The sequence below is a fragment of the Variovorax sp. SPNA7 genome (genome assembly GCF_033807855.1).
In the GTDB taxonomy this organism is placed as follows: domain Bacteria; phylum Pseudomonadota; class Gammaproteobacteria; order Burkholderiales; family Burkholderiaceae_C; genus Variovorax; species Variovorax beijingensis.
In genome coordinates, this window is record NZ_CP138513.1 from 2,274,055 (window position 1) to 2,298,537 (window position 24,483).

Genomic DNA, 24,483 nt, shown 5'->3' on the forward strand with positions numbered 1-24,483 from the left:
CGCAAGAGCACATGGCTGCGATGGATGCGCCGCAGCAGGCCACCCGGCTTCGCAGGCCGCGGCTGGGCTTCCTCGGTGTCGGCTGGATCGGCCGCAACCGCATGGAGGCGATCGCGCGCGACGGCTCGGCGCAGATCGCGGCCATTGCCGATGCCCATGCCGATGCGCGCGAGGCCGCCTGCGCGCTCGCGCCCGGTGCGGCCGGCCTGGGCTCGTTCGATGCGCTGCTCGACTGCGAGCTCGACGGCCTGGTGATCGCCACGCCGAGCGCGCTGCATGCGCAGCAGGCCGAGGCGGCGCTGGCCCGCGGCATGGCGGTGTTCTGCCAGAAGCCGCTCGCGCGGACCGCGGCGGAAACCGGCGGCGTGATCGACGCGGCGCGGCGCGCGAACCGGCGGCTGGGCGTCGACCTGTCGTACCGGCACACGCAGGGCATGCAGCGCATCCGCGAGCTCGTTTCGGCGGGCGGCATCGGCGAGGTCTACGCGGTCGATCTCGTGTTCCACAACGCCTACGGGCCCGACAAGCCCTGGTTCCGCGACCCGGCGCTTTCGGGCGGCGGCTGCGTGATCGACCTGGGCATCCACATGATCGACCTGGCGCTGTGGACGCTCGGCTTTCCGCGGGTGGAGGCGGTGTCGAGCCGCCTCCATGCGGGCGGCCGGCGCCTTGAACTGCCGTCTGCGCTGGTCGAAGACCATGCGGTGGCGCAGATCGACCTCGCAGGCGGCGCGGTGCTGCGGCTCGCATGTTCGTGGAACCTGCCGGCCGGGCGCGACGCGGTCATCGAGGCCAGCTTTCACGGCACGCGCGGCGGCGCGGCGCTGCGCAACGTCGGCGGCTCGTTCTACGACTTCGTGGCCGAGCGCTTCGACGGCACGCGCGCCATGCCGCTCGCCGAGCCGCCCGACGACTGGGGCGGCCGCGCGGCGGTGCACTGGGCCCGCGCATTGGCGAAGGGCAACGCCTTCGATCCGGAGATCGAGCGGCTCGAAGTAGTGGCGGAAGTGCTGGATGCGATCTATGAACGCTGAAGCCATTCGCCACGTGCTCATGACGGCCGACACCGTGGGCGGCGTCTGGAGCCACGCGCTGGAACTTGCCGCCGGGCTCGGCGCGCGCGGCGTGCGCGTGTCGCTGGCCACCATGGGCGTGCCGCTCACGCCCGCGCAGCGCCGGCAGGCGGCATCGATCTCCAGCATCGAACTGCACGAGAGCCAGTGGCGGCTCGAATGGATGGACGATCCATGGAACGACGTGCGTCGCGCCGGCGAGTGGCTGCTCGAACTCGATGCAGCCCTGCACCCCGATGCCGTGCACCTGAACCAGTTCGCCTTCGGCGCCTTGCCGTTCGCGGCGCCCAAGCTGGTGGTGGCGCATTCGTGCGTGGCCTCGTGGTGGCGCGCGGTGCACCGGCAGCTTGCGCCGGCGGAGTGGAACAGCTATCGCGATGCGGTGCGGCAGGGGCTGGCCGGCGCGCAGCTTGTCGGCGCGCCCACCGAGGCCATGCTCTCGTCGCTGGCGCTGGACTACGGGTACATCCAGGGCGGCCTCGTGCTGCCCAACGGCCGCAGCGGCGCGATGTTCGCGCCGGGCCGCAAGGAGCCGCTCATCCTCTCGGCCGGCAGGCTGTGGGATGCGGCCAAGAACCTGCAGGCGCTCGCGGCCGTGGCGGACCGGCTGCCCTGGCCGGTGCGCGTGGCCGGACCGGCGGCGCCGCCGGGCGCCGGCGTCCGCGAGATCGTCCGGACGCCCGGCGTGCACTGGCTCGGCGAACTGCCGCCCGACGCGCTGGCCGCGCAGTTCGCGCGTGCATCGATCTATGCCTTGCCTGCGCGCTACGAGCCCTTCGGCCTCTCGGTGCTCGAAGCGGGCCTGTCGCAGTGCGCGCTGGTGCTGGGCGACGTGCCGAGCCTGCGCGAAGTCTGGGGCGATGCCGCGCTCTACGTGCCGCCCGAAGACCACGAGGCGCTGCATGCCGCGCTGATGCGCTTGATCGGCGATCCGCCGCTGCTGCAGCAGATGGGCCGCAAGGCGCTGGCGCGCGCAGGGCATTTCACGCCCGATCGGATGGTGGACGCCTACCTGTCGGCCTATGCGCGCCTGCTTGCGCCGGCCGCGGCCGGTGCGCCGCCGCGCAGGCGCTCGCGCCGGAAAGCCGAGGAGAACGCATGCGCTTCGTGATGTTCTGCCATTCGCTGGTGTCCGACTGGAACCACGGCAACGCCCACTTCCTGCGCGGCGTGTGCAGCGAGCTGCTGGCGCGCGGCCACGAGCTCGCGGTGTACGAGCCGCGCGATGCATGGAGCCGCGTCAACCTGCAGGCCGAGCATGGCCGCGCGCCGCTCGAGGAGTTCGCGCGCGTCTACCCCGAGCTGCACAGCACGCCCTTCGACGCCGCAACGCTCGACCTCGACCAGGCACTCGACGGCGCCGACGTGGTGCTGGTGCACGAATGGAACGACCACGGGCTGGTGCGCCGCATCGGCCTGCACCGGCGCGGCGGCGCGCGCTACCGCCTCTTCTTCCACGACACGCACCACCGCTCGGCGACCGACGAAAAGAGCATGGCCGCCTACGAGCTCGCGCACTACGACGGCGTGCTGGCCTTCGGCAACGTGATCCGCGACCTGTACAAGAGCCGCGGCTGGGCGCAGCGCGCCTGGACCTGGCACGAGGCCGCCGACGTGCGGCACTTCCATCCGCTGGCCGACGAGACGGAAGAGGGCGACCTGGTGTGGATCGGCAACTGGGGCGACGACGAACGCGAAGCCGAGCTCGACGAATTCCTGCTTGGCCCGGTGCGCGATCTGCGGCTGAAGGCCCTGGTGCACGGCGTGCGCTATCCCGACCGGGCGCTCGCGCGCCTGCGCGCGGCCGGCATCCGCTACGGCGGCTGGCTTGCCAACCACCGCGCGCCGCGCGTCTTTGCGCGCCACCGCGTCACGGTGCACGTGCCGCGCCGGCCCTATGCCGGGGCGCTGCCGGGCATTCCGACCATCCGCGTGTTCGAGGCGCTGGCCTGCGGCATTCCGCTGGTCTGCGCACCCTGGAACGACGCCGAGGGCCTGTTCACGCCGGGCCGCGATTTCCTGGTGGCGGCCGACGGCACGGCCATGCGCCGCCGCCTGCGCGACGTGCTGCACGACAAGGAGCTGGCGCGCGCGCTGCGCGAGCAGGGCCTGGACACCGTGCTCGCGCGCCACACCTGCGCCCACCGCGTGGACGAGCTGCTGGCCATCCACGCCGAACTCGAAGGCGAACCCACCCCCCTCCGGAGCATTGCCGCATGAACAGCAAGATGAACATCTCCTTCTTCGCCTCCAGCCTGGTGTCGGCCTACTGGAACGGCGCCGCCACCTACTACCGCGGCATCGTGCGCGCGCTGCATGCGCGCGGCCACCGCGTGCGCTTCTACGAGCCCGACGCCTTCGGCCGCCAGCAGCACCGCGACATCGAGGACCCGGATTGGGCCGAGGTGATCGTCTACCCCGGCGAGGGCGATGCCCACGCGCGCCGCATGGTCGAGCATGCGCGCGGCGCCGACCTGGTGGTGAAGGCCAGCGGCGTCGGCGTCTTCGATGCGCTGCTCGAAGAGGCGGTGCTCGACCTGCAGGGCCCCGGCACGCGCGTGGTGTTCTGGGACGTCGATGCGCCCGCCACGCTCGACCGCCTGCAGGCGAACCCCGCGGATCCGTTCCATGCGCTGGTGCCGCGCTACGACATGGTGCTGACCTACGGCGGCGGCGACCCGGTGGTGCAGGCCTACCGCCGCGTCGGCGCGCGCGACTGCGTGCCGATCTACAACGCGCTCGATCCGTCCACGCACCATCCGGTGGGTCCGGATCCGCGCTTCGAGGCCGACCTGGGCTTCCTCGGCAATCGGCTGCCGGACCGCGAGGCGCGGGTGGACGAATTCTTCCTGCGGGCGGCCGGTCTGCTGCCCGCGCGGCGCTTCCTGCTCGGCGGCAGCGGCTGGGACGGCAAGGCCATGCCGGCCAATGTGCGCAACGTCGGCCATGTCTACACGGCCGACCACAACGCATTCAACCGCACGCCCATGGCGGTGCTCAACGTGAGCCGCGACAGCATGGCACGCTACGGCTTCTCGCCGGCCACGCGGGTGTTCGAGGCCGCCGGCGCGGCCGCCTGCCTGGTCACCGATGCGTGGGAAGGCGTCGAGCTTTTTCTCGAGCCCGGCAAGGAAGTGCTGGTGGCAGAAAGCGGCGACGAGGTGGCCGCCCACGTGCAGGCGCTCGATGCCCAGGCGGCGCGCCGCATCGGCGAGGCCGCGTACCGGCGCGTGCTGGCCGAGCACACCTATGCGCACCGCGCTGCGCAGCTCGAAGCGCTGCTCGAAGGCCGCGACGCCGCTCAGCCGCAGGAGGTGCTCGCATGAAGAGCCAAAGCGCACCGCTCAGGATCGTGATCCTCGGGCTCTCGATCACCTCGTCATGGGGCAACGGCCACGCCACCACCTACCGCGGCCTGGTGCGCGAGCTGGTGCGGCGCGGGCATGACGTGCTGTTTCTCGAACGCGACGTGCCCTGGTACGCCGGGCACCGCGACCTGCCGAACCCGCCGTTCGGGCGCACCGCGCTGTATGCGGACCTGGCCGAGCTGCAGCGCAGGCATGCGGCGCAGGTCGCCGAGGCCGACCTGGTGATCGTCGGCTCCTTCGTGCCCGACGGCGTGGCCGTGGGCGACTGGGTGCAGTCCGAGGCGCCGGGCCGCAGCGCCTTCTACGACATCGACACGCCGGTCACGCTGGCCGGGCTCGCGCGCGGCGGCACCGCCTACCTCGCGCCGCGCCAGGTGGCGGGCTACGACCTGTACCTCTCGTTCACCGGCGGCCCCACGCTCGAGCGGCTGGAGCGCGAATTCGGTTCGCCCGCGGCGCGCGTGCTCTATTGCTCGGTCGATCCCGAGCTGTACTACCCCGAAGAGGTGGTGCAGGACTGCGACCTCGGCTACATGGGCACCTACAGCGACGACCGCCAGCCGACGCTGGAGGCGCTGCTGATTTCGCCGGCGCGCCAGTGGCCGCGGGGCCGCTTCGAAGTGGCGGGCGCGCAGTACCCGGGCGGCATCGCCTGGCCGCCGAACCTGCGCTACACGGCGCACCTGCCGCCCGCGCAGCACCGCGCCTTCTACAACCGCCAGCGCTTCACGCTCAACGTGACGCGCGCCGACATGATCCGGGCCGGCTGGTCGCCAAGCGTGCGCATCTTCGAGGCCGCCGCATGCGGCACGCCGATCATCAGCGACCGCTGGGACGGCATCGAGTCGCTGCTGGTGCCGGGCAAGGAGATCTTCCTCGCCGGCACCGCCGCCGAGGTGCTGCGGCTGCTGCAGGGAATGCCCGACGAAGAGCGCCGCGCGGCCGGCGAGCGCGCGCGCCGGCGCATCCTGTCGGAGCACACCGCCGCGCACCGGGCCGCGGAACTCGAAGGCCATGCGCGCACGCTGCTGCGGATGCGCGAGACGGCCTGATGAAACCTGAAGAGGAGGACGACGGCATGCGCATGCACAACCCCCGCCGCGCCGAAGCGGCCGAAGACCAGGTCGCCGTTCGCCGGCAGATCGAGGACCTGGCCCCGTGGTTCCACAACCTGCACCTGCCGGGCGGCGTGCAGACCTTGCCCCGGCATTTCCTGGGCGGCGACTTCCCCAATTTCAAGTGGCAGGAGATCAAGCCCTTCGTGCCCGAAGACCTGCGCGGATGGCGCGTGCTCGACGTCGGCTGCAATGCCGGCTTCTACAGCTTCGAGCTGGCGCGGCGCGGGGCCTCGGTGCTGGGCATCGACGTCGATGCGCACTACCTCGCGCAGGCCCGCTGGGCGGCGCGCCAGCTGGGGCTGGAGGCGCAGGTCGAGTTCCGCGAGATGCAGGTGTACGACCTCGCGCGCGAGAGCGAAAGCTTCGACCTGGTCTGGTTCATGGGCGTCTTCTATCACCTGCGCTATCCGCTGCTCGCGCTCGACCTGCTGGCTGCGCGCACCGGCCGCATCATGATGTTCCAGACGCTCACGATGCCGGGCGATTCGGTCTACGGCGACACCGCCGACTGCAGCATCGACGACCGCACGCCGCTGCTCGAAAGCGGCTGGCCGCGCATGGCCTTCATCGAGCACCGGCTCGCCAACGACCCGACCAACTGGTGGGCGCCCAACCATGCCGGCGTGGAGGCCATGCTGCGCTCCAGCGGCCTTCGCATCGAAGCGCGGCCGGGCCACGAGATCTACCTGTGCGTGCCCGATGCGCATGCGCAGGAGGCCCGCGCCGCCTACCGTTCGCAGTACGAGTCGGCCACGGGGGTGGTCCGTGGCAGCGGCTGACACGCGCCCCCGGAGCGCCGGCGACGAGCCGCGCATGGCGGGCGTGATCGACCGCAACATCGCTGCGCTGGTGCGGCGGCGCCAGGAGCAGAAAGTGTCCAGCGGCCTCGAGGACCAGGTCGCCGACGCCATCACCCGCTTTGCGGGCAGCATGAAGTTCGTCTACCTGCACCTGCTGGTCTATGGCGGATGGATCGTGGTCAACCTCGGCTCGGTGCCCGGGGTGCGCGCCTTCGATCCCACCTTCGTGGTGCTGGCGATGGTCGCCTCGGTCGAGGCCATCTTCATCTCCACCTTCGTGATGATCAGCCAGAACCGCATGGCCGCCATCGCGGACCAGCGCGCCGACCTCGACCTGCAGATCAGCCTGCTGGGCGAGCACGAGATCACCAAGCTGGTGACGCTGGTCGCAGAGATCGCGAAGCGCATGGACATTCCGGCCGCGGAGGATCCGGAGCTCGACGAGCTCAGCAAGAACGTCTCGCCGGAGCGCGTGCTCGACCGCATCGAGCGCCCGTCGAGCACGTCCGGTGAAGAGGGTTAGCGCTGCGCGTGGGAAGGCGGGCATGCCGCTTGCCACGTCGGCATGAAGGTTCCCCATTTCCCTTCACTTCACCTTCAACGCCCGGGACGTTCCCTCATGAAAAGACCGCAACGGCGCTTGGGCCATGCCGCCGAGTGCTATGAACTGCTCGAATTCCTGTCGCGCCACCAGATGCCGGTGGTGTGCTCGGCACCCGACGACATCCACAGGATCCTCGCGCTGCGCAGCGCGTCGCTGGTCGAGGCACTGACGGAGCCGTCCGTCCTGCTGCGCACCGGCGAGCGAAGGATCGAACGCGCCATCGTCACCTCGATCACCGCCCAGGGCCGCGCCGCCTGCCTGTCGCTGGCGCGCCGCGTTGCAGCGCCCGCAAGTCTGCGTCAGAGCTGACCCTGGCCGTCGCCGGTGCGGTCGTGCACCCAGCGCATCGCCTGCTGCTCGGCGTGCCGCAGCGCCTCGGCCTCGGTGGCATAGGCGATCTCGTCGGTGTCGTTGGGCAGCGTCTCCTTTTCCTCCGCGCCGTGCCCCCGGCCGAGGCACACGACCACGGGGCGGTACACGCCGGGGCCCGTGCGCTGCGCACCGTACCTGAAGTGCCAGCCCCGGTAGATGAAGTCGATGCCCGGCTCCTCGGTGCCGCGCTCGGCGGCTGCGTCCGGCGTGTTCATTGCGAATGCTCCTCGGGCGCCGGCATGTCGTCGCCGCCTTGAACCGCTTTCCATCCGGCGGGCGTCAGGCCCCGCACTTCGCCGAACTGCCCGGCGGAAGGATCGGGCGGATAGAAGCGGGCATCGATATGGCCGGCCTGCGCAAGCCGGCGCAGCACGCGCACCTTGGACGGCCGCGCCACGAAGACGGGCAGGCGCTGCCGCGCGAGCCGCGCGAGATAGCGGTAGGGCATGGTTTCGATGGACATGGCGGGTCTCCTCTTGGCAGTTTCAGCGCGCTGCGTCCAGTCCGGCTTGCTTGCCTGGCGCGCGGCGGCGTTCGAACGGGTCGATGTTCATGCTCTGGCGGTACTTGGTGACGGTGCGTCGGGCAATGCGGAAGCCCTGCTGCGCCAGCTGGCGCGCGAGCGCCGCATCGCTGAGCGGCGCCACCGGCCGTTCCACCGCGATGAGCTCGCGGATCAGGCCCTGCAGCGCCACCGGCGCACTCGCGCCGCCGGCGGCGTGGTTCAGGCCGCGCGAGAAGAAGTACTGCAGCTCGAAGATGCCGGCCGGCGTGGCCAGGTACTTGTTGTGCACGGTGCGCGACACGGTGGACGGATGCACGCCCACTTCGTCGGCGATCTCGCGCAGGCCCAGCGGCTTCATGGCGAGCGGGCCGTGCTCGAGGAACATCTTCTGCCGCGCCACGATGGCGCGCGCCACGCCGAGGATGGTTGCCGCGCGCTGCGACACGTTGCCGATCATCCAGCGTGCCTGCTCCAGGCACTCCTTCATCGGGCCGGGCCGGTTGCCGGCGTGCTTCTCGAAGAGTTGTGCGCAGTCGGCATTCAGCCTGGCGCGCGGCATGGCGCCCGGGTTGAGCGAGGTTCGCCAGGCGCCGCGCACCTTCCTGACCGTGACGTCGGGTACCACGATGCGCGCCGCGGTCTCGCCGAACTGCCAGCCCGGGCGCGGGTTCAGGTGCCGGATGCAGTCGACGGCGGACTGTACCTGCTCCGGCGGTGCGCCGAGTGCCCGGGCCAGCTTGCCGGTTTCGTGTGCGGCCAGCAGGGCGATGTGCTCCTGGAGGATCCGGCGCGCGAGCTGCCGGACGGCTTGGTGCGGCTCATGCGATTCATGCGCGAGGGCGCCAAGCTGCAGGCCCAGGCACTCCGGCACGTCCCGCGCCGCCACGCCCGGCGGGTCGAGCGCCTGGATGCGACGCAGCGCCGTGCGCAGTTCGCGCTCGGCCTCGGTGCTGGTTTCGCCGAGCGCGGCGCCGATGTCCTCGAGCGAGATGCGCAGGTAGCCGTCGTCGTCGAGCGCCTCGACCAGCGCGCGCGCAAACGCGGCCTCGCGCGGGGAAAGGCGCAGCACGCCGAGTTGTTCGTGCAGGTGGGCGCGCAGCGAATCGGGCAAGGGCAGGCGCTGCATCAGGTCGAGGCTCTCGTCATGCGACAGGTGCCGCTCGCCCGCGGCGGGAGCGGCGGTGACCCGGTCGAAGGCGGCGGCTTCGAGAGGGTCGGCCGCTGCTTCGGCGGCCCCAGCGGCTTCGCCTGCCGCGGGCGCGGCCTCGCCCGTGCCGTCGTCCTGCGGCGCCGGATCGATCTCCAGGAAGGGATTGAGCTCGGCCGCATCGCTCAGTGCCTGCGCGTACTCCTGCGACGACATCTGCAGCAGCCGCACGGCCTGCTGCAGCCGGCGAGAGAAGATGGGGGCCTGCGCCGGGCGGGCCTGCAAGGCAATCGATGTGTCCATGGCTGGCACTGCTGCGCAATCGCCGTGCCAAGGCGCTCCTGTGCCCGGAGAGCCCGCAAATACAGTGAAAGTTCGCAACGCGCAGGGGCGCACCCGCGGCGCATGGAAAGCATTGCGGCAAATCTTGCGGCGGGCCAGGGGCAGACAGGCGCAGTGCCTTGCCGCAAACTGCGGGTCATGAAGAATCCATCGTCCGGAACCGGCGGCGTTCCGGCCCGCCTGGCGGTGCTGGCCGGTGCCTGCGCTGCGCTCATGGGTATGGGGCTTGCGCTGCGGCATCGCGCGCGGTCGGTGCGCGCCGCCGCGGAATTGGCGGCTGCGCACGAGGCCCGCCAGGCGCGGCTGGCCGCGCAGGCAAGGCAGCTGGAGCACGACCTGAGAAGCCCGATCGGCGCCATGGCCGTGGCGCTGGAACTTTTGCGCACTTCCGACGACGGCGCCGTGCAGCGCGAAGCCGTCGCGGTGCTCGAGCGCCAGGTCGCACGTATGACGTCTCTGACAGAGCGACTGCACGAATTCGCACGCGGCTTGGACGATTGAGCCGTCTGCGGCGTGCCGGCGGGCAGGGGAGGATCGTTGCACAGGAAGCGACGAGCGCGCGTTGATGCGCGCATGTGCCACGCAGCAAGCCGGGGACGAAGTTGGGCCACGCACTCATTGTTGAAGACGACGAAGATTCGGCGCGGATGATCGGCGCCCTGGTCGCGCGCGAGGGCCACTCGGTGATGAGCGCGAGCTCGCTGGCCGCGGCGCGCCGGCTGGTCGCGATGCAGCGGCCCGACCTGCTGCTGCTCGACCTGCACCTGCCCGACGGCTGGGGCTTCGACTTGCTCGACGACCCGCAGATGCTGAGCGACACCGTACTGGTCCTCATGACCGGGCAGGCGAGCCTGGAAACCTCGATCAAGGCGCTGCGGCTGGGCGCGGCCGACTACCTGGTCAAGCCGATCAATCCGCAGCACCTGAAGGGCCTGCTCTCGCGGCTGATCGCCCCGTCGCAGCTGCGTGCCGAACTCGACGAAGTGCAGGAGCTCTGGCGCGAGACCGGGCGCTTCGGGCACCTGATCGGCCGCTCGCAGGCCATGCAGCGCATCTACCGCCAGATCTCGCGCGTGGCCGGCACCGCGGTGACGGTGTTCCTCCAGGGCGAAAGCGGCACCGGCAAGGAACTGGTCGCGCGCGCGGTGCACGACCTGAGCCGCCGCCGCGAGCAGCCCTTTCTTGCGGTGAACTGCGGCGCGCTTTCGCCGCATCTCATCGAAAGCGAGATCTTCGGCCACGAGCGCGGCAGCTTCACCGGCGCGGAGCGCCAGCACCAGGGCTTCTTCGAGCGCGCGCACGGCGGCACGCTGTTTCTCGACGAGGTCACCGAGATGCCGCTCGAACTGCAGGTGAAGCTCTTGCGCGTGCTGGAGAGCGGCACCTTCATGCGCGTGGGCTCCACCCAGGTGCAGCAGACCGACGTGCGCATCATCGCGGCCACCAACCGCGATGCCGCCGAGGCGCTGGCGCGCGGCACCATGCGCGAAGACCTGCTGTACCGCCTCAACGTGTTCCCGATTTCGCTGCCGCCGCTGCGGGAGCGCGAGGGCGACGTGCTGCTCATTGCCAGGAGCTTCCTGCAGGACCTCGCGCGCCGGGAAGGCGGCGCCAGGCGCTTCACGCCGGAGGCGCTGGCTCGGCTGGCCGCCCATCCATGGCCGGGCAATGTGCGCGAGTTGCGCAACGCGGTGCAGCGGGCCTGGGTGATGGCCTCGGGCGACGACATCGACGAGGAATGGCTGCCCGACGGAACCGCCGCGGAGCCCGCAGCGCTTCGGGCCCGGCCGATGCCGCCTGCTTCGGCGTCCGTGCCTGCGCCGCTGCTCAACGGCCGGCACGGCGATGCCACGGCCATGGCGCCGGACCCGGGCGAGAACCGCATCGTGGTGGAGGTGGGAACGCAGCTCGCGGAGGTGGAGCGGCGCGTCATCCTTGCCACCTACGAGCGTTGCGGAAGGCACAAGGAGCGCACCGCGGCGCTGCTCGGCATCAGCATGAAGACGCTCTACAACAGATTGAAGGAGTACCGGCAATGAGCCGGCGGCGGCTGCTGCATCGGGCCCGGCCGGTGAGGGCACGAAGGCGCGCCGGCGGCTGGCTCCGCAGCGCGCAGCCGCGCCCGGTGGCGCTCCTTCCAGCTGCGCAGGCGCAGCCTGTAGGCGGCGGCGCCGGCGGGGTCGAAGTCGGTCCCCAGGTAGTTCGCCGGATTCTCGAGCGGATGGCGGGCGAAGTAGCTGCTGAGTTCGTTCATGCGGAAGTCTCCGGATCGCCTGCTGCCCGGCAAGCTGCGTGCCGCCCGCCGCCGGGCATGCCGATTGCCGGGAAGAGCGGGGCCGCGCACTTCTGATTTTTTGCGCAGCAGGACAAGAATGCCCGATTCACCGATCTCGCAGCAGGCCGTCTTCATCGGCGCTTCCGCGGGCGGCGTCTACGCAATGCTCGACCTGGTCGCCGAGCTGCCGGGCGGCTTTCCTGCGCCGGTCTTCTTCGTGCAGCACATCGGCACCCATCGCAGCCAGCTCGCTTCCTTGCTGAGCGAGCGCGGCCCCAATCGCGCAGTCGATGCGAAGGAGGGCGAGGTGCCTGCCGCCGGCACCATCTACATCGCGCCGCCCGACCACCACATGCTGCTCGAAGGCGGCGTGATCCGCCTGAGCCGCGGCCCCAAGGAACACCATGCCCGCCCTGCGATCGATCCGCTGTTTCGTTCCGCCGCGCTGGACTGCGGCCCGCGCGCCGTCGGCGTCGTTCTGACGGGCCGGCTCGACGACGGCAGCGCGGGGCTGCGCGCCATCAAGGACTGCGGCGGCATTGCCGTGGTGCAGGACCCGGCCGACGCCCACGAACCCAGCATGCCGCAAAGCGCGATGGCCGCGGTGCAGGTGGACCACGTGGTCGCGCTGCGCGAGATGGGCCGGCTCCTGCTCGAACTGGCCCAGCCGCGCGCCGACCTGCCGGCTGTCGAGCCGCCGTCCGATCTGCGCCGCGAATACGCGGCCGCACGGGGAGACCACGCCGTGGAAAACCTGAAGGCGATTGCCGAACCCTCGATGTTCAGCTGCCCCGATTGCGGCGGCGTGCTGTTCGAACTCGATCACAAGCAGCCGGTGCGCTATCGCTGCCACACGGGCCACGCGTTCAGCCTGCGCAGCCTTGCCGCCACGCAGGAGCAGGTGACCGACGCGGCGCTGTGGAGCGGCCTGCGCACCCTGCAGGAGAAGGAAGCGCTCCTGCGCCGGCTGGCCCGGGTGCAGGCCAGGGACGGCATCGGCGATGCCGCGGATCTGCTGCGGGAGGCCGACGAGCTCGCCGCCGCGAGCGCCGCGTTGCGCAAGCTCACGCTGCAGGCGCCCGGCCCCGCGTTGCCGGACGCCTGACGGGTGACGGGCACGCCGCTTGCCACCAAGCGGCCCGGTGCGCAGCGGTTGCGCGCCCAGGCCCGCACTGTGTTCGCGGATCGAGGGAAAGCATGTCGATGAACAACAACCATGAAGGGCGCATTCGCCCGCGCCGCGGTTTTGCCGGAATGGACCCCGAGCGGCAGAAGGAGATTGCGAGGCAGGGTGGACGCGCCGCCCACGCCATGGGCCTGGCCCATGAGTTCACGCCCGAGGAAGCACGCCACGCGCGCGCCAAGAGCCTGGGCGCCAAGGGGGCGGCATCGGCGCGGCCGCCGCAGGAGTAGCGGCGCGGCAACCCGGGATTGCAGCAGGCGCTAGCGGCCCACCAGCGCCTCCAGGAACTCGACCAGTGCCTTGGACGGATCGTCCCGCGCCAGCGGGATCACCTCGATGCCCCACTGCGCGAGCACCGCCTGCTGCACTTCGTTGGCCGAGGGAGAGAACAGATAGGAAACCGGCTGCGCCACGTCGGGCACCGACTGCTTCCACAGCCGCGAGAGCTTGTAGAACAGGTAGCGGATGTTCACGTCCGCGAGGCTGTAGCCGATGAAGACCACCGAGCGGCCGAGCACGTCGGCGCGCAGCTTGATGTCCAGCGGCGATTCGAAGTCGAGCCGCGCGAAGTAGCTGCTCTCGTCCAGCACGATCGAGGCATCGTCCTCCAGGTCGCCGTGGAACTTGATGATCTGCGTGCTGCCGGGCCGCAGCCTGGCCAGGTCCGCAACGCTCACGACGCGTGTGTACTTCACCTTGTGGTGCTCGAACGCGGCTTCGAGCCAGCGGTCGTAGTTGGTGGTGTAGATGATCGGGAAGCGGCCCTTCGCGAGCAGCTCGTGCACGCGCGAGCCTTCCACGCGCACGCCGCTGCGGTGCCATTCGCGGTCCATCCAGCCGAGCAGCGGCCCGATGCTCCCCTGCCTGAGGCGGAAGTACTCGGCCAGCGTGAGATAGCCGCCCTTGCCGCCGAAGGACTGCGCATCGACGCCGAGCTCGTGCGCCATGTGCTCGATCAGCGCCGACCATGGCGGCAGGCCCAGCCCCATCGAGATGCCCGCGCCCACGAAGAGCACCACCTTGCCGCGGCGATGGGCTTCGCGCAGCTGTGCGAGCTTTTCGTCGCCGGGTTCGTCGGCCGGCATGCGGGCGGTGTTGCGCGGCTTGGCGCTGCGCCGCCCGCCGGCGCGGCTGGCATGGGCTGGCTTTTTCTTGTCCGGCATGGTGTCCGAGGAGGGAAGGCCGCGGCGCCTGGAACCCTGCAGGCGGGCAAGCGGCGTGCCCGCTCGTTTGTCCGCCATGTGCGCTCTCTCCGACGAATGCTGTGGCTGCCTGCTGGCGCGGCGCTTGCGCGCGTGCATCCGATGCTGGATGCCTGTTCCACTTTCCTGTTGGAGGCCAGCGGCATGAAGAAGGATTCGGTCAAGCAGATCCGCCCCGGCGCATTCGCGCAGTCGGTGGCGGGCGAGGAAGACCCGGGCGCGTCGGTGGACCTCGTGCAGTCGCCGCCGATGCGCCCGGGCGACGAGGCGCCGCAAGGCACGCCCGGCACCGGCGAGACCGTGTGCCGGCTGTGCGGCGGCAGCGGGCGCAGCAAGGACGGCGAGCCCTGCTCGCAATGCGGCGGCACCGGCAAGGTGAACGTGGGCATCGGCGGCGGCTGAGGGCGGCCGGCGCGGCGCCCGCTCAGCCGGGGCTGCTGTCGTCCCGCGCCACGCGCGCCACCAGCGCACCGATGCGCCCCCGCGAGTAGGCCAGCCCGTGGTAGAGCGCAAGCGCGCCGCGCGCCCAGCGCACATACAGGAAGCGGGTGCCGGTGGCCCGTGCGGCCGCGAACAGGCGCCTGCTCCAGCGCGTGATGGCGGCGCGCATGCGGTAGATCAGCTTTCGGCGCCAGGGCAGCGCGCGTGCCGGGCGCACCCGCTTGGCCGGACGCAGGCCGCGGCGCCGCCAGCTGAGCCGGTAGGCGAGCCCTTCGCGCCGCTGGCGCAGGCCCGCGGCCTGGGTGCGCGCAAGAAAGGCCGCATCGACCGGCGCCAGCGCGAGGCGGCGCGCCGCGATGGCATCGGCCACCAGCGCATGCAGCAGCGGCGAGCGCACGATCACCACGTTGGTCCCGCGCCCGTCCGATGCATAGGGCTCCACCCATGCATCGCCGAAGGAGATGTCCGCGGTCTCGCCGACCACGTCGTCGCAGGCGTTGCAGGCCTCGTTCTGGAAGAAGCCCGATCCCCAGTCTCCCTCCGCCAGGTGGAACCAGTCGCGCTGCACGCTGCGTCCGTCGCGCAGCACGAACTGCGCGGTGTACCAGTTGGCGGGCCGCCGCGCATCCTTCAGCCGGTATTCGACGCTGCGGATGTCCTCGACGGCCACGCCCATCTGGTAGGCAAAGCTGTCGACCAGGCGCGCGCTCTTCATGTGCCCGCAGAAAAGCCCCAGCGTGAACGCGATGCGCTCGCGCATCAGCGCGTCTTCGCGCCGCAGCAATTGCACGGCCTTGACGAAGCAGGGCACGCCGACCACCGCATAGCGGCCCGGCACCGCGCGCATCTGTTCGAGCACTTCGGACATTTCCACCGGGTAGTAGCGCGACCTGGCGCCGGCCTGCGCTTCCTCGGGCGTGCGCGAGAGGCTGTAGCGGAAGAAGCGGCTATCGCGGCCATCGCCCTGCGCCGGGTCCGCGGCCACCACGTGCGCCACCGCATCGACCAGGCCGGTGCGCAGCAACTCCGAGGCGGTCCAGCTGACCATGCCGCCGGAACTGCCGTTGGCGCGGAAGCTTCCTTCGTCCGCATGGCCGACGTAGGCGCTTTGGAATCGCCCGACCAGCGGGTCGTCGCATGCGGCCTCGGGGAACAGCTCGGCCGCGAGCCGGGTCTCGTCGCAGGCCCGGGGAGAAAACGGGCAGATGCGCGGGAACGCCGCAGGGCCATGGCGCAGCCATGCGGGCGGGCCGGCGGGCTTGAGTTCGCCGTATCGGTCGAAGGCCATGCGCGGGCTCTCGCCGCCCGGGGCGTGCGGGGCTTCGGGCGCGCTGCGCATCCGCGCCACGCAGCTGCCGCAGCCGATGCACAGGCCCGCACGCGCGATGTCGCGCGGGCCGGCGTGGGGCTCAGGCACGGGCGCGCTCCGGCGCTGGGCTTTCCAGGTCTTGCCGCAGCGCATGGTCGAGATAGGCCGCCGATGCGACGCGCATTTTTGCGATGCGCGCCTCGATCGAGGGCGATGGCGTTTCGAGCAGGCGGGCGTCGCAGTGCGCGGCCGATATGCCGGCATCCGCGAGATGGTCCTGTGCACCTGCCGTAGACAAAAGTTCCTGGATCTTGATGCTCCGGTAGGGCGAGGGCTCGCAGAGAAAGGGCTTGCGGTTGCGCAGCGCGAACACGCAGCCATGGAAGAAGTTGGTGGCGACGGCGTCCGCGTCGGCCATGAAGCGCATGAAGTCCTCCGGGCCGGCGGTGATCCACTGCGTGTCGGCCCAGTCGTTGCGGTAGCCGATGCTCACGAGGCGCACGTTCCGCTTGCGGGCCCATTCGCGCATGCGGGCCGCGAATGCACTGCTGAAGTTGTGGCCGTAGACCGCGACGTGGCGCGCTCCGGTGGCCTTGCGCGGCTCGCAGGGCTCGGGCGCGAACTGCAGGCAGGGGTCGAGCACCAGTTCGGCATGCAGCCCCAGGGTCTTGAGCAGCGCGCGCGAGTTGGTGTCGCGGACCGACAGCGCATCGAAGCGGCCCAGCATCCTCGCGCGGTCCGGCGGCAGGCCGCGCTCGGCGGCATGGTTGCCGAAGCTCGCGGCGTAGGCCACGAGGCGCCTCGCGCGCACCCGTTCGCCGAAGAAGATGGCACTGTGGCCATACCAGGGATGCGACAGGTTCCACACCTCGTCGCTGCCCACCACCACGGCGTCGAAGTCGTCCATCTGCTCCGGATGCTCGAGCGGAAACCGGCGAGAGCAGGGGAGCGAATCGAAGGACGCGAAGAACTTGCGCGTCTTCTGCGCATAGAGCCTGCGGTCGGCGGGCGGCACCGGCGTCGGCAGCACCGGTCGCAGCGCGCAGCGCCACTCGGCGCGGTCGATGCGGGGCGAGCCGTGGTCGAGCAGCACGGCGTGGTGGCCCGCGCCGCGCAGCGCCTCCACCAGAAGGCGCGCCTGCCAGTAGGAGCCGTAGTTGATGCAGCGGTGGAAGGTGAGCACGCCGATCTTCATCGGGTGCGCCGGAAGAAGTTGCATCGCTCCAAAGCTAGGCGGCGGGCGCGACGCGAGGCGTCGGACGACGTGCCGTCGGGCAGTCCGCTGGCCCCGGCAAGATGCTGCTGATGCCATTTGTAGGAGCAGTGGCAAAATTTCACGATCGAAGGCCGCGCACGGGACGCCCGGAGGCTCCGGTCCGCGCAATGAATCCAATGCCCCAATCGAACCCTCCACCTTCCTCTGCAGCCGCCGGCGAGGGCGAGCCCGCGCACCGCGCGCTGGGCTTTCCGGTCGTCGGCATCGGCGCATCCGCCGGTGGCCTGGAAGCGCTGATCCGCTTCTTCGAGAACACGCCCCCCGATGCCGGCATGGCCTTTGTCGTCATCCTGCATCTCTCGCCCGAGCACGAGAGCAACGCCGCCGACATCCTGCAGCGCGCCACGGGCATGCCCGTGGCGCAGGTCACCCGGGCGACGCCGGTCGAGGCCGACCACGTCTATGTGATTCCGCCGGGCATGGCGCTGACGATGAACGACGGCCGCCTGCAAGTGGCCGCCAGCGCGCGCGTCGCGGGGCCGCACACCGAGATCGACCTGTTCTTTCGCACCATGGCCGAGGTGCACAGGGAGCGGGCCTTCTGCATCGTGATGTCGGGCATGGGCAGCGACGGCGCGGTGGGCCTCACGCGCGTCAAGGAAAACGGCGGCATCGCAATGGCGCAGCTGCCCGGCGATGCGGCGCACGACGCCATGCCGCGCGCGGCCATTGCCACCGGCATGGTCGACATCGTGCTGCCCGTGGCCGACATGGGCCAGCACCTCGCTGAACTGTGGCGCAATGCGCAGCACATCCGGCTGCCCTACGACGAGCCTTCGGGCTCCTCTGCGCAGGAGGCCGAGGGCGGCAGCGCGGCCAGCCTGGCAGAGCAGGCGCTGCAGGAGGTGATGGGCCTCTTGCGCAACTACACGCGGCACGACTTCCGCCATTACAAGCGGGCCACGGTGCTGCGCCGGCTGGAGCGCCGGCTGCAGGTGAACCGGCTGGCCGACCTGCCGGCCTACCGCGACTTCCTGCGCAGCCACCCTGAAGAGGCGGCGCCGCTCCTGCAGGACATGCTCATCAGCGTGACCAATTTCTTTCGCGACGCCGATGCCTTCGAAGCCCTCGAGCGCGAGGCGCTTCCCGCGCTGATCGAGGGCAAGCAGCCCGGCGAGCAGGTGCGCGCCTGGGTGGCGGGCTGCGCCACCGGCGAGGAGGCCTATTCGCTGAGCATGCTGCTGCGCGAGCAGGTCGACCGGCAGTCCAAGCCGCTGGACATCCAGGTCTTTGCCACCGACATCGACGAGCGCGCGATTGCCGTGGCGCGCAAGGGCCTCTATGCCCGGGGCATCGCGGAAGACATCTCGCCTTCGCGGCTGCGGCAGTTCTTCGTGGCCGACCAGGACCAGTACCGCGTGGCCACCTCGGTGCGCGAGCCGGTGCTGTTTGCCGTGCACAACCTGCTGCGCGATCCGCCGTTCTCGCGGCTGGACGTCATCTGCTGCCGCAATCTCCTGATCTACCTCGACCGCGCGGCCCAGGCGCACGTGCTGGAGATGTTCCGCATTGCGCTCAGGCCCGGCGGCTATCTGTTCCTGGGCACTTCGGAATCGATCGATGTGGCGGGCAGCCTGTTCACTTCCGTCGACAAGAAGAACCGCATCTATCGCGTCAATCCCGAACTCTCACCGGGGCGCCACGTGCCCCTCATCAGCGATGCCCCGGCCAGGTCCGGCGCAACGGGCCCGATGCACGCGCTGCGTGCGCAAAAGCGCAGCGAGCGCCTGAGTTTTGCCGAGCTGCACCAGCGCGCGCTGGAGCAGTTCTCGCCGCCCAGCGTGCTCATCAATGCCGACCACGACGTGCTGCACCTGTCCAACGGCGTGGGCCGCTTCCTCGAGCGGCCCGGCGGCGAGCCTTCCAACAACCTGCTGAACAACGTGCGGCCCGACCTGCGCCTGGAGCTGCGGACCGCGCTCTTCAAGGCCGCGCAGACGAACCGCAGCGTGGAGACGCGGCTCGTGCAGAAGCGCGGCGACGGCCGGCAGGTGTTTCTCAACATCACCGTGCGGCCGCTGCAGCAGAAGGACGACGAGAAGAAGGCAGGCGCCCAGCAGCTCACGCTGGTGGTGTTCGACGAGATCGAGGAGAGCATGCGCCCCGAAGGCGGCGAACCGGCCCATGCGGCGCGCGAGCAGCTCATCGGCAAGATGGAAGATGAGATCCGCCAGCTCAAGCTGCACCTGCAGGACACCATCGAGACCTCCGAAACCTCGACCGAGGAGCTGAAGGCCTCCAACGAGGAGCTGCAGGCCATCAACGAGGAACTGCGCTCGGCCACCGAGGAGCTCGAAACCAGCAAGGAAGAGCTGCAGTCGATGAACGAGGAGCTCGTGACCGTCAACTTCGAGCTCAAGCTGAAGGTGGAGGAGCGCGGCCACATCAACGACGACCTGCAGAACCTGATTGCTTCGTCCGAGATCGCTACCGTTTTCGTGGACCGCGGCATGCACGTGAAGCGCTTCACGCCGCATGCGAGCAACCTGTTCAACCTGATCTCGTCGGACCTCGGGCGTTCGCTGTTCGACATCACCAGCCGGCTCGACTATCCCCAGCTGGCGGACGACACGGCCGCTGCCTTCAAGGAACTGCGCGCCAGCGAACGGCACGTGACCAGCGTGGACGGGCGGCACTTCCTGGCCCGGATACTTCCGTACCGCACGGCGGAAGACAGGATCGAAGGCGCGATCCTCAACTTCTTCGACATCACCGACCTGCGCGCCGCCGAGGAGCGGGTGCGCGCGGGGGAGGAGCGGCTGCGGCTGGTGGCGGCCACCACGCGCGACTTCGCCATCATCACGGCCGACGAGCAGGGCCTGATCACCAGCTGGAACGCGGGCGCGCAGCGCATCTTCGGCTACGCGGAAGACGAAATGCTGCGCAAGCCGCTGGCGATCATCTTCACCGCCGAAGACCGCGCGAACGGCGTGCCCGAGGGCGAGATGCGCCGCGCGCTCGAACTGGGCCGCGCCGAGGACGAGCGCTGGCACCAGCGCAAGGACGGCAGCCGCTTCTTCTGCAGCGGCGTCACCACGCCGCTGGAGGCGGCCGCGGGCGGCGGCTTTGCCAAGATCGCGCGCGACATGACGGGCACCAAGCAGCATGAGCTTGCGCAGGAGCACCGCCTGTTCAAGGAAAAGAAGGCCAGCCTCAGCGCGCAGACGGCCAACGAGCTCAAGGACAGGTTCCTGGCCGTGATGTCGCACGAACTGAAGCAGCCGCTCAACCTGATCCAGATGAACGCCGAGCTGCTGATGCACGCACCGGGCACCGCCGAGAACCCGGCCGTGCGGCGCGTGGGCGAGACCATCAAGCGCGCCGTGGCGAGCCAGACGCGCATCATCAACGACCTGCTCGATCTCTCGCGCATCCGCACCGGCAAGCTGCGGCTCAATCGCGTCGCGGTCGAACTGGGCGAACTGGTGCAGGCGGTGGCACAGGCCGCCGTGAGCGGCGCGGCCGGCAAGAAACTCGCGCTCGAGCTGGACTGCGAGGCCGGCGTGGTCTGCGACGGCGATCGCGTGCGCATCGAGCAGATCGCCTGGAACCTGCTGAGCAATGCGGTCAAGTTCACGCCCGAGGGCGGGCGCATCGCGGTGCGCGTTGCCGCGGCCGGCGAGGGCTTCGGCAGGCTCACGGTCAGCGACACGGGCTGCGGCATTGCGCCGGAATTCCTTCCGCACGTGTTCGGCATGTTCAACCAGGCGGACAGCGAGGTGACGCCGCCCAACGGCGGACTGGGCATCGGCCTGGCGCTGGTTGACGAGTTGACGCGGGCCCACGGCGGCCGCGTCGAGGTGCATTCGGCGGGCCTGGGGCAGGGCGCCGAGTTCAGCGTGTGGCTGCCGCGCGTGGGAACGGCGGCCGAGCCGCTGGCGGACAAGAAGGCCCAGGCCGAAGTCAGCCTCAGCGGCTGGCGCGTGCTCGCGGTGGACGACTATGCCGATGCGCTGGCCCCGTTTGCCGAGGTGCTGCGGCTCGAGGGCGCCATCGTCGACGTGGCCCAGAGCGCGAAGAAGGGGCTGGAGCTGCTCGAGGCGAACACCTACGACCTGCTGGTGTCGGACCTCGGCATGCCCGAGATGGACGGCTACCAGTTCATTGCCGAGGTGCGGCGGCGCCCGGCCACGCGCGAGCTGCCTTCCATCGCGATGTCCGGCTTCGGCCGCCGCGCCGATGCGCGCCGGGCGCTGGAGGCGGGGTTCAACGCGCACCTGCCCAAGCCCGCTTCGCTCGACGAGCTCAAGGCGGCCATCGGTCGGCTGTAGGCGCTAGCGCGGCGTGCGGAGGATGAAGCCGCTGGCCGGCGCGATCCATTCGGCCTCGCCGGTGGCGTGGGCTGCAGGCGCAGCGGCGGCGCTGGTGAACAGCATGCGTTCCTCGGCCAGCAGGAACTGGCACGCAGCCTGATCGGCCGGCCCGTGCTGCCGGACATGCAGCGTTGCGCCGCCAAGATGCAGGACCTCGCCGGGGGCTGGCCGCAGCACGGCGGCATCGGGCCACGCGGACCGAAGCGCATCGAGCGACGCGGCCGAGGGCTGCGTGCCTGCCCCCGTCCAGAGCAGCCACTTCACCTGGCCCGGCGCCGCGTCCTGCGCGAGGCTGTGGGGCGGGGGATCGATCAATGCCCAGTGGCCGCCTTCGCCGCCGACGAAATAGCCGTGATGCGAATCCGCTGCGCCCGCCACGCGCACGACGCGCGCCGACAGCCGCGTGACCAGGCCGGGCTCGAGCGCGTAGTGCGCATGGCCCTTGCCGTCGGGATCGAGGTGGCCGATCTCCTCGTAGGCGGCTTCGTCGATGTTCACCGCGCGGCGGCCCGCGGGCCCGTCGGCCACGCGCGGCATGTTCAGCACGATCCGCGTCAGCGCCCGCGCATGCGCGATGCAGGCGGCGGCGCTGCCGAAGCCTGCCAGCTGTTCGAGCGTGCGCCGCGTCACGTTCATCAGCTTGAGGCCGCTGCGCGCGTGCGCCGCCTCCGCGGGCTTGAGCCACATGTGCGCCACGGTCTCGCGGCCGTCGGGCTTCACGGCCTGCGCCGGCGGCATCTGCGCAATGAAGAAGCGGGTGTCGAAGCGGCGCGGCATGCCGGGCGGCGTGAGCCAGTGGCTGAAATAGGCGAGCCGGTCCATCGCAAGGCGCCAGCCCTGCGCCTCGCACATGGCCAGCAGCGCATCGGTGCCTTGCTCGGCGGCATGGCGCATGGATTCGAGCCGGCCCGGCGGCAGGCCGTCGAGTTCGACCAGGCGGTCGTCGGCATCGCTTGCAAACAGGACACCCGCTTCCTCGAAACATTCGCGCACCGCGGCGGCGTAGTAGTCGAGGCCGCCATCGGGCAGGCCCAGGCGCGCGCTGGCCGCGGCGTCGTCCAGGCCCTTGCACATCAGGTGCAGGCTGCGATCGTGCGCGTCGACCACGCCGCCCGGAAAGACGCTGGCGCCGCTGTTCTGGTCATCGGCCTTCTCGGCGCGGCGCAGCAGCAGCACTTCCATGCCGTCGGCGCCGTCGCGCAGGAGGATCAGGGAGGCCGCGACGCGGATGGGGCGCGGCAGGGACGGCGCTGGACCGGGTAGGGTCGTTGCCGTCGTCGAAGGCTTGGCGTTCATGGGCGCCGATTGTCGGGCCAACGCCGGACCAATGCGGCGGTGCCCGGCCGCGGCGCGTCAGTCCTTGGGCGTCAGCTGCCCCGCGGCGCCGCCGGCGCTGGAGTTGGCGGACTTGCCGAGCGATGCGCCTTCGTTGACCTTGGGCGTGGCCACAGGGCCTTCGGATTTTTTCGCCGCCGGTACGCGCCGGCTCGATGCGGGCCGCACCAGCCGCGGGGCGCGGTCCTCTTTCGACTTGGATGGGCTCATGCAGACAGACCTCCTTGCGTGAACCCAGGTTATCGCGGCCGCGGCGCATCGGTGTCGGACAGCCTGCATGCGGGCGTAGGACGCCGCGCGGGAACGCGTCAGATCGCCCGCTGGTTCACGCGCCTGGAAAGCTGCTCGGCACTTTCCTTGCGTTCGCTGTAGCGGTCGACAAGGTAGGCGGCCGCATCGCGCGTGAGCAGGGTGAACTTCATCAGTTCTTCCATCACGTCGACCACCCGCTCGTAGTAGGCGGAGGGCTTCATCCGCCCGCCTTCGTCGAACTCCAGGAAGGCCTTGGCGACCGACGACTGGTTGGGGATGGTCAGCATGCGCATCCAGCGCCCGAGCACGCGCAGCTGGTTCACCGCGTTGAACGACTGGGATCCGCCCGACACCTGCATGACGGCCAGCGTCTTGCCCTGCGTGGGCCGCACCGCGCCCATGCTGAGCGGAATCCAGTCGATCTGCGCCTTCATGATGCCGGTCATGGCGCCGTGGCGCTCGGGCGAGCACCACACCATGCCTTCGGCCCATTGCGCGAGTTCGCGCAGCTCCTGCACCTTCGGATGGTCGTCGGGCGCGCTGTCGGGCAGCGGCAGTCCGGCCGGATCGAAGATGCGCGTTTCGCCGCCCATGGCCTGCAGCAGCCGCGCGGCCTCTTCGGTCAGCAGCCGGCTGTAGGAGCGCTCGCGCAGCGAGCCGTACAGCAGCAGGAAGCGCGGTGCGTGGCGCGCCGGCGCCGCATTGGCCAGGCGCTCGGGCGAGGGCCGGTCGAACAGCTCGGCGTCGATGTTCGGAAGCTCAGGCAGCGCGTTTGACACGGCGGCCCTCCGCGTCGATGACCGGCTCGCCGTCTTCCTTGGTGAAGGGGCCTTTCTGCGGCAAGGGCAGGATGTCGAGCACCTCTTCCGAAGGGCGGCACAGGCGCGTGCCGATCGGCGTGACGACGATCGGGCGGTTGATGAGGATCGGATGCGCGAGCATGAAGTCGAGCAGCTGCTCGTCGGACCACTTGGGATCGTCGAGCCCGAGTTCGTCGTAGGGCGTGCCCTTGCGGCGCAGCAGCGCGCGCGGCGCCATGGCCATGGCGGCGAGCAGTTCGCGCAGTGTTTCCCGGGTGGGCGGGGTCTTCAGGTATTCGATGACGCGGGGCTCTTCGCCGCTGTTGCGGATCATCGCCAGCGTGTTGCGCGAAGTGCCGCACGCGGGGTTGTGAAAGATGGTGATGGATGGACTTGTCGATTGCATTCTTGCAATTATGCAACTATTATTGAAATATGGAAGAACAAGACATCGTCAGATCCCTGGCCGCGCTGGCCCAGCCGGTGCGCCTGCAGGTGTTCCGCGCGCTGGTGGTGGCGGGCCCGGCGGGGCTCACGCCCGGCGCGCTGGTGGAGGCGCTCGACGTGCCGGCCACCAGCCTCTCGTTCCACCTGAAGGAGTTGACCCATTCGGGGCTGGTGACGCAGGAGCGCAGCGGCCGCAACCTGATCTACCGCGCGGCCTTCGGGCAGATGAACGCGCTCATCGGCTACCTCACCGAAAACTGCTGCCAGGGCGAGGCTTGCCTGCCCCAGGCGGCCCAGGCTTGTCCATGCTGAAGGAGAAAC

General features: G+C 70.5%; 26 protein-coding genes. 15 read left to right on the plus strand and 11 right to left on the minus strand.

Features of this window, described 5'->3' with window-relative positions:
• Positions 1 to 11 precede the first annotated feature (11 nt).
• The 8 genes from RZE77_RS10530 (at position 12) to RZE77_RS10565 (ending at position 7,272) form a co-directional block, all read left to right on the plus strand.
• A complete protein-coding gene (locus RZE77_RS10530; RefSeq protein WP_319441780.1) occupies positions 12 to 1,034 on the plus strand; it encodes a Gfo/Idh/MocA family protein in 1,023 nt (340 codons plus the stop codon).
• Positions 1,024 to 2,184, plus strand: coding sequence for a glycosyltransferase family 4 protein (locus RZE77_RS10535; RefSeq protein ID WP_319441781.1), 1,161 nt, complete (start codon positions 1,024 to 1,026; stop codon positions 2,182 to 2,184). Before RZE77_RS10530 ends, RZE77_RS10535 begins: the two co-directional genes overlap by 11 nt.
• Positions 2,172 to 3,293: a CgeB family protein gene (locus RZE77_RS10540; RefSeq protein ID WP_319441782.1), complete on the plus strand. Its 1,122-nt coding sequence runs from the start codon at positions 2,172 to 2,174 to the stop codon at positions 3,291 to 3,293. Before RZE77_RS10535 ends, RZE77_RS10540 begins: the two co-directional genes overlap by 13 nt.
• A complete protein-coding gene (locus RZE77_RS10545; RefSeq protein WP_319441783.1) occupies positions 3,290 to 4,399 on the plus strand; it encodes a CgeB family protein in 1,110 nt (369 codons plus the stop codon). The genes RZE77_RS10540 and RZE77_RS10545 overlap by 4 nt, the downstream gene beginning before the upstream one ends.
• A complete protein-coding gene (locus RZE77_RS10550; protein WP_319441784.1) occupies positions 4,396 to 5,493 on the plus strand; it encodes a CgeB family protein in 1,098 nt (365 codons plus the stop codon). Before RZE77_RS10545 ends, RZE77_RS10550 begins: the two co-directional genes overlap by 4 nt.
• Positions 5,494 to 5,519: 26 nt before the next feature.
• Positions 5,520 to 6,338 (plus strand): TIGR04290 family methyltransferase, encoded by an 819-nt coding sequence (locus tag RZE77_RS10555; RefSeq protein WP_319441785.1) that lies wholly within the window; start codon positions 5,520 to 5,522, stop codon positions 6,336 to 6,338.
• Positions 6,325 to 6,882: a DUF1003 domain-containing protein gene (locus RZE77_RS10560; protein WP_319441786.1), complete on the plus strand. Its 558-nt coding sequence runs from the start codon at positions 6,325 to 6,327 to the stop codon at positions 6,880 to 6,882. Before RZE77_RS10555 ends, RZE77_RS10560 begins: the two co-directional genes overlap by 14 nt.
• Before the next feature lie 96 nt (positions 6,883 to 6,978).
• A complete protein-coding gene (locus RZE77_RS10565; RefSeq protein ID WP_319441787.1) occupies positions 6,979 to 7,272 on the plus strand; it encodes a hypothetical protein in 294 nt (97 codons plus the stop codon).
• Here RZE77_RS10565 and RZE77_RS10570 read toward each other — a convergent pair.
• Genes RZE77_RS10570 through rpoN form a run of 3 tightly spaced genes read right to left on the minus strand, consistent with a single transcriptional unit; the run spans position 7,263 to position 9,290 of the window.
• A complete protein-coding gene (locus RZE77_RS10570) occupies positions 7,263 to 7,550 on the minus strand; it encodes a hypothetical protein (RefSeq protein WP_319441788.1) in 288 nt (95 codons plus the stop codon). The two genes, RZE77_RS10565 and RZE77_RS10570, sit on opposite strands and share 10 nt — an antisense overlap.
• Positions 7,547 to 7,798: a hypothetical protein gene (locus RZE77_RS10575; protein ID WP_319441789.1), complete on the minus strand. Its 252-nt coding sequence runs from the start codon at positions 7,796 to 7,798 to the stop codon at positions 7,547 to 7,549. Before RZE77_RS10575 ends, RZE77_RS10570 begins: the two co-directional genes overlap by 4 nt.
• Before the next feature lie 22 nt (positions 7,799 to 7,820).
• Positions 7,821 to 9,290, minus strand: a complete 1,470-nt coding sequence (gene rpoN / locus RZE77_RS10580; protein ID WP_319441790.1) for an RNA polymerase factor sigma-54 — start codon at positions 9,288 to 9,290, stop codon at positions 7,821 to 7,823.
• A gap of 177 nt (positions 9,291 to 9,467) precedes the next feature.
• Here rpoN and RZE77_RS10585 point away from each other — a divergent pair, with 177 nt between their 5' ends.
• Positions 9,468 to 9,830 carry a histidine kinase dimerization/phospho-acceptor domain-containing protein gene (locus tag RZE77_RS10585; RefSeq protein ID WP_319441791.1) on the plus strand — a complete coding sequence of 121 codons (363 nt, stop codon included), beginning with the start codon at positions 9,468 to 9,470 and terminating at the stop codon, positions 9,828 to 9,830.
• Positions 9,831 to 9,931: 101 nt separating this feature from the next.
• Complete coding sequence (locus RZE77_RS10590) at positions 9,932 to 11,368, plus strand: sigma-54-dependent transcriptional regulator (protein ID WP_319441792.1); 1,437 nt, start codon at positions 9,932 to 9,934, stop codon at positions 11,366 to 11,368.
• Here the strand turns inward: RZE77_RS10590 and RZE77_RS10595 are convergent.
• Positions 11,338 to 11,583, minus strand: a complete 246-nt coding sequence (locus RZE77_RS10595; RefSeq protein WP_319441793.1) for a hypothetical protein — start codon at positions 11,581 to 11,583, stop codon at positions 11,338 to 11,340. The genes RZE77_RS10590 and RZE77_RS10595 overlap by 31 nt on opposite strands.
• Before the next feature lie 118 nt (positions 11,584 to 11,701).
• Between RZE77_RS10595 and RZE77_RS10600 the strand changes: the two genes are divergently transcribed.
• A complete protein-coding gene (locus RZE77_RS10600) occupies positions 11,702 to 12,709 on the plus strand; it encodes a chemotaxis protein CheB (protein WP_319441794.1) in 1,008 nt (335 codons plus the stop codon).
• 98 nt (positions 12,710 to 12,807) lie between these two features.
• The gene (locus RZE77_RS10605; RefSeq protein WP_319441795.1) at positions 12,808 to 13,017 is read left to right on the plus strand and encodes a KGG domain-containing protein; all 210 of its coding nucleotides are present in this window, start codon (positions 12,808 to 12,810) and stop codon (positions 13,015 to 13,017) included.
• Between the two features lie 30 nt (positions 13,018 to 13,047).
• On the opposite strand, the gene RZE77_RS10610 is transcribed toward RZE77_RS10605, so the two are convergent.
• Positions 13,048 to 14,028, minus strand: a complete 981-nt coding sequence (locus tag RZE77_RS10610) for an SIR2 family protein (protein WP_319441796.1) — start codon at positions 14,026 to 14,028, stop codon at positions 13,048 to 13,050.
• Between the two features lie 18 nt (positions 14,029 to 14,046).
• Between RZE77_RS10610 and RZE77_RS10615 the strand changes: the two genes are divergently transcribed.
• Positions 14,047 to 14,391, plus strand: coding sequence for a hypothetical protein (locus RZE77_RS10615; RefSeq protein ID WP_319441797.1), 345 nt, complete (start codon positions 14,047 to 14,049; stop codon positions 14,389 to 14,391).
• Positions 14,392 to 14,413: 22 nt separating this feature from the next.
• Here RZE77_RS10615 and RZE77_RS10620 read toward each other — a convergent pair whose 3' ends face one another.
• Together RZE77_RS10620 and RZE77_RS10625 are read right to left on the minus strand one after the other, a co-directional pair.
• Entirely contained in the window at positions 14,414 to 15,847 is a 1,434-nt protein-coding gene (locus tag RZE77_RS10620; RefSeq protein ID WP_319441798.1) for a Coenzyme F420 hydrogenase/dehydrogenase, beta subunit C-terminal domain, read from the minus strand.
• A complete protein-coding gene (locus tag RZE77_RS10625; RefSeq protein ID WP_319441799.1) occupies positions 15,840 to 16,958 on the minus strand; it encodes a polysaccharide pyruvyl transferase family protein in 1,119 nt (372 codons plus the stop codon). Before RZE77_RS10625 ends, RZE77_RS10620 begins: the two co-directional genes overlap by 8 nt.
• A gap of 173 nt (positions 16,959 to 17,131) precedes the next feature.
• Between RZE77_RS10625 and RZE77_RS10630 the strand changes: the two genes are divergently transcribed.
• A complete protein-coding gene (locus tag RZE77_RS10630) occupies positions 17,132 to 21,286 on the plus strand; it encodes a CheR family methyltransferase (RefSeq protein ID WP_319441800.1) in 4,155 nt (1,384 codons plus the stop codon).
• A 3-nt stretch (positions 21,287 to 21,289) separates the two neighbouring features.
• Here RZE77_RS10630 and RZE77_RS10635 read toward each other — a convergent pair whose 3' ends face one another.
• From RZE77_RS10635 to arsC, 4 genes are all read right to left on the minus strand, one after another.
• Positions 21,290 to 22,624, minus strand: coding sequence for an NUDIX hydrolase (locus RZE77_RS10635; protein WP_319441801.1), 1,335 nt, complete (start codon positions 22,622 to 22,624; stop codon positions 21,290 to 21,292).
• A 57-nt stretch (positions 22,625 to 22,681) separates the two neighbouring features.
• Entirely contained in the window at positions 22,682 to 22,873 is a 192-nt protein-coding gene (locus tag RZE77_RS10640) for a hypothetical protein (protein ID WP_319441802.1), read from the minus strand.
• A 98-nt stretch (positions 22,874 to 22,971) separates the two neighbouring features.
• Positions 22,972 to 23,694 (minus strand): arsenical resistance protein ArsH, encoded by a 723-nt coding sequence (arsH, locus tag RZE77_RS10645; RefSeq protein ID WP_319441803.1) that lies wholly within the window; start codon positions 23,692 to 23,694, stop codon positions 22,972 to 22,974.
• Positions 23,675 to 24,121: an arsenate reductase (glutaredoxin) gene (arsC, locus tag RZE77_RS10650; RefSeq protein ID WP_319441804.1), complete on the minus strand. Its 447-nt coding sequence runs from the start codon at positions 24,119 to 24,121 to the stop codon at positions 23,675 to 23,677. The genes arsH and arsC overlap by 20 nt, the downstream gene beginning before the upstream one ends.
• Positions 24,122 to 24,150: 29 nt before the next feature.
• Between arsC and RZE77_RS10655 the strand changes: the two genes are divergently transcribed.
• Positions 24,151 to 24,474, plus strand: a complete 324-nt coding sequence (locus RZE77_RS10655; RefSeq protein WP_125964921.1) for an ArsR/SmtB family transcription factor — start codon at positions 24,151 to 24,153, stop codon at positions 24,472 to 24,474.
• Positions 24,475 to 24,483: the final 9 nt, after the last annotated feature.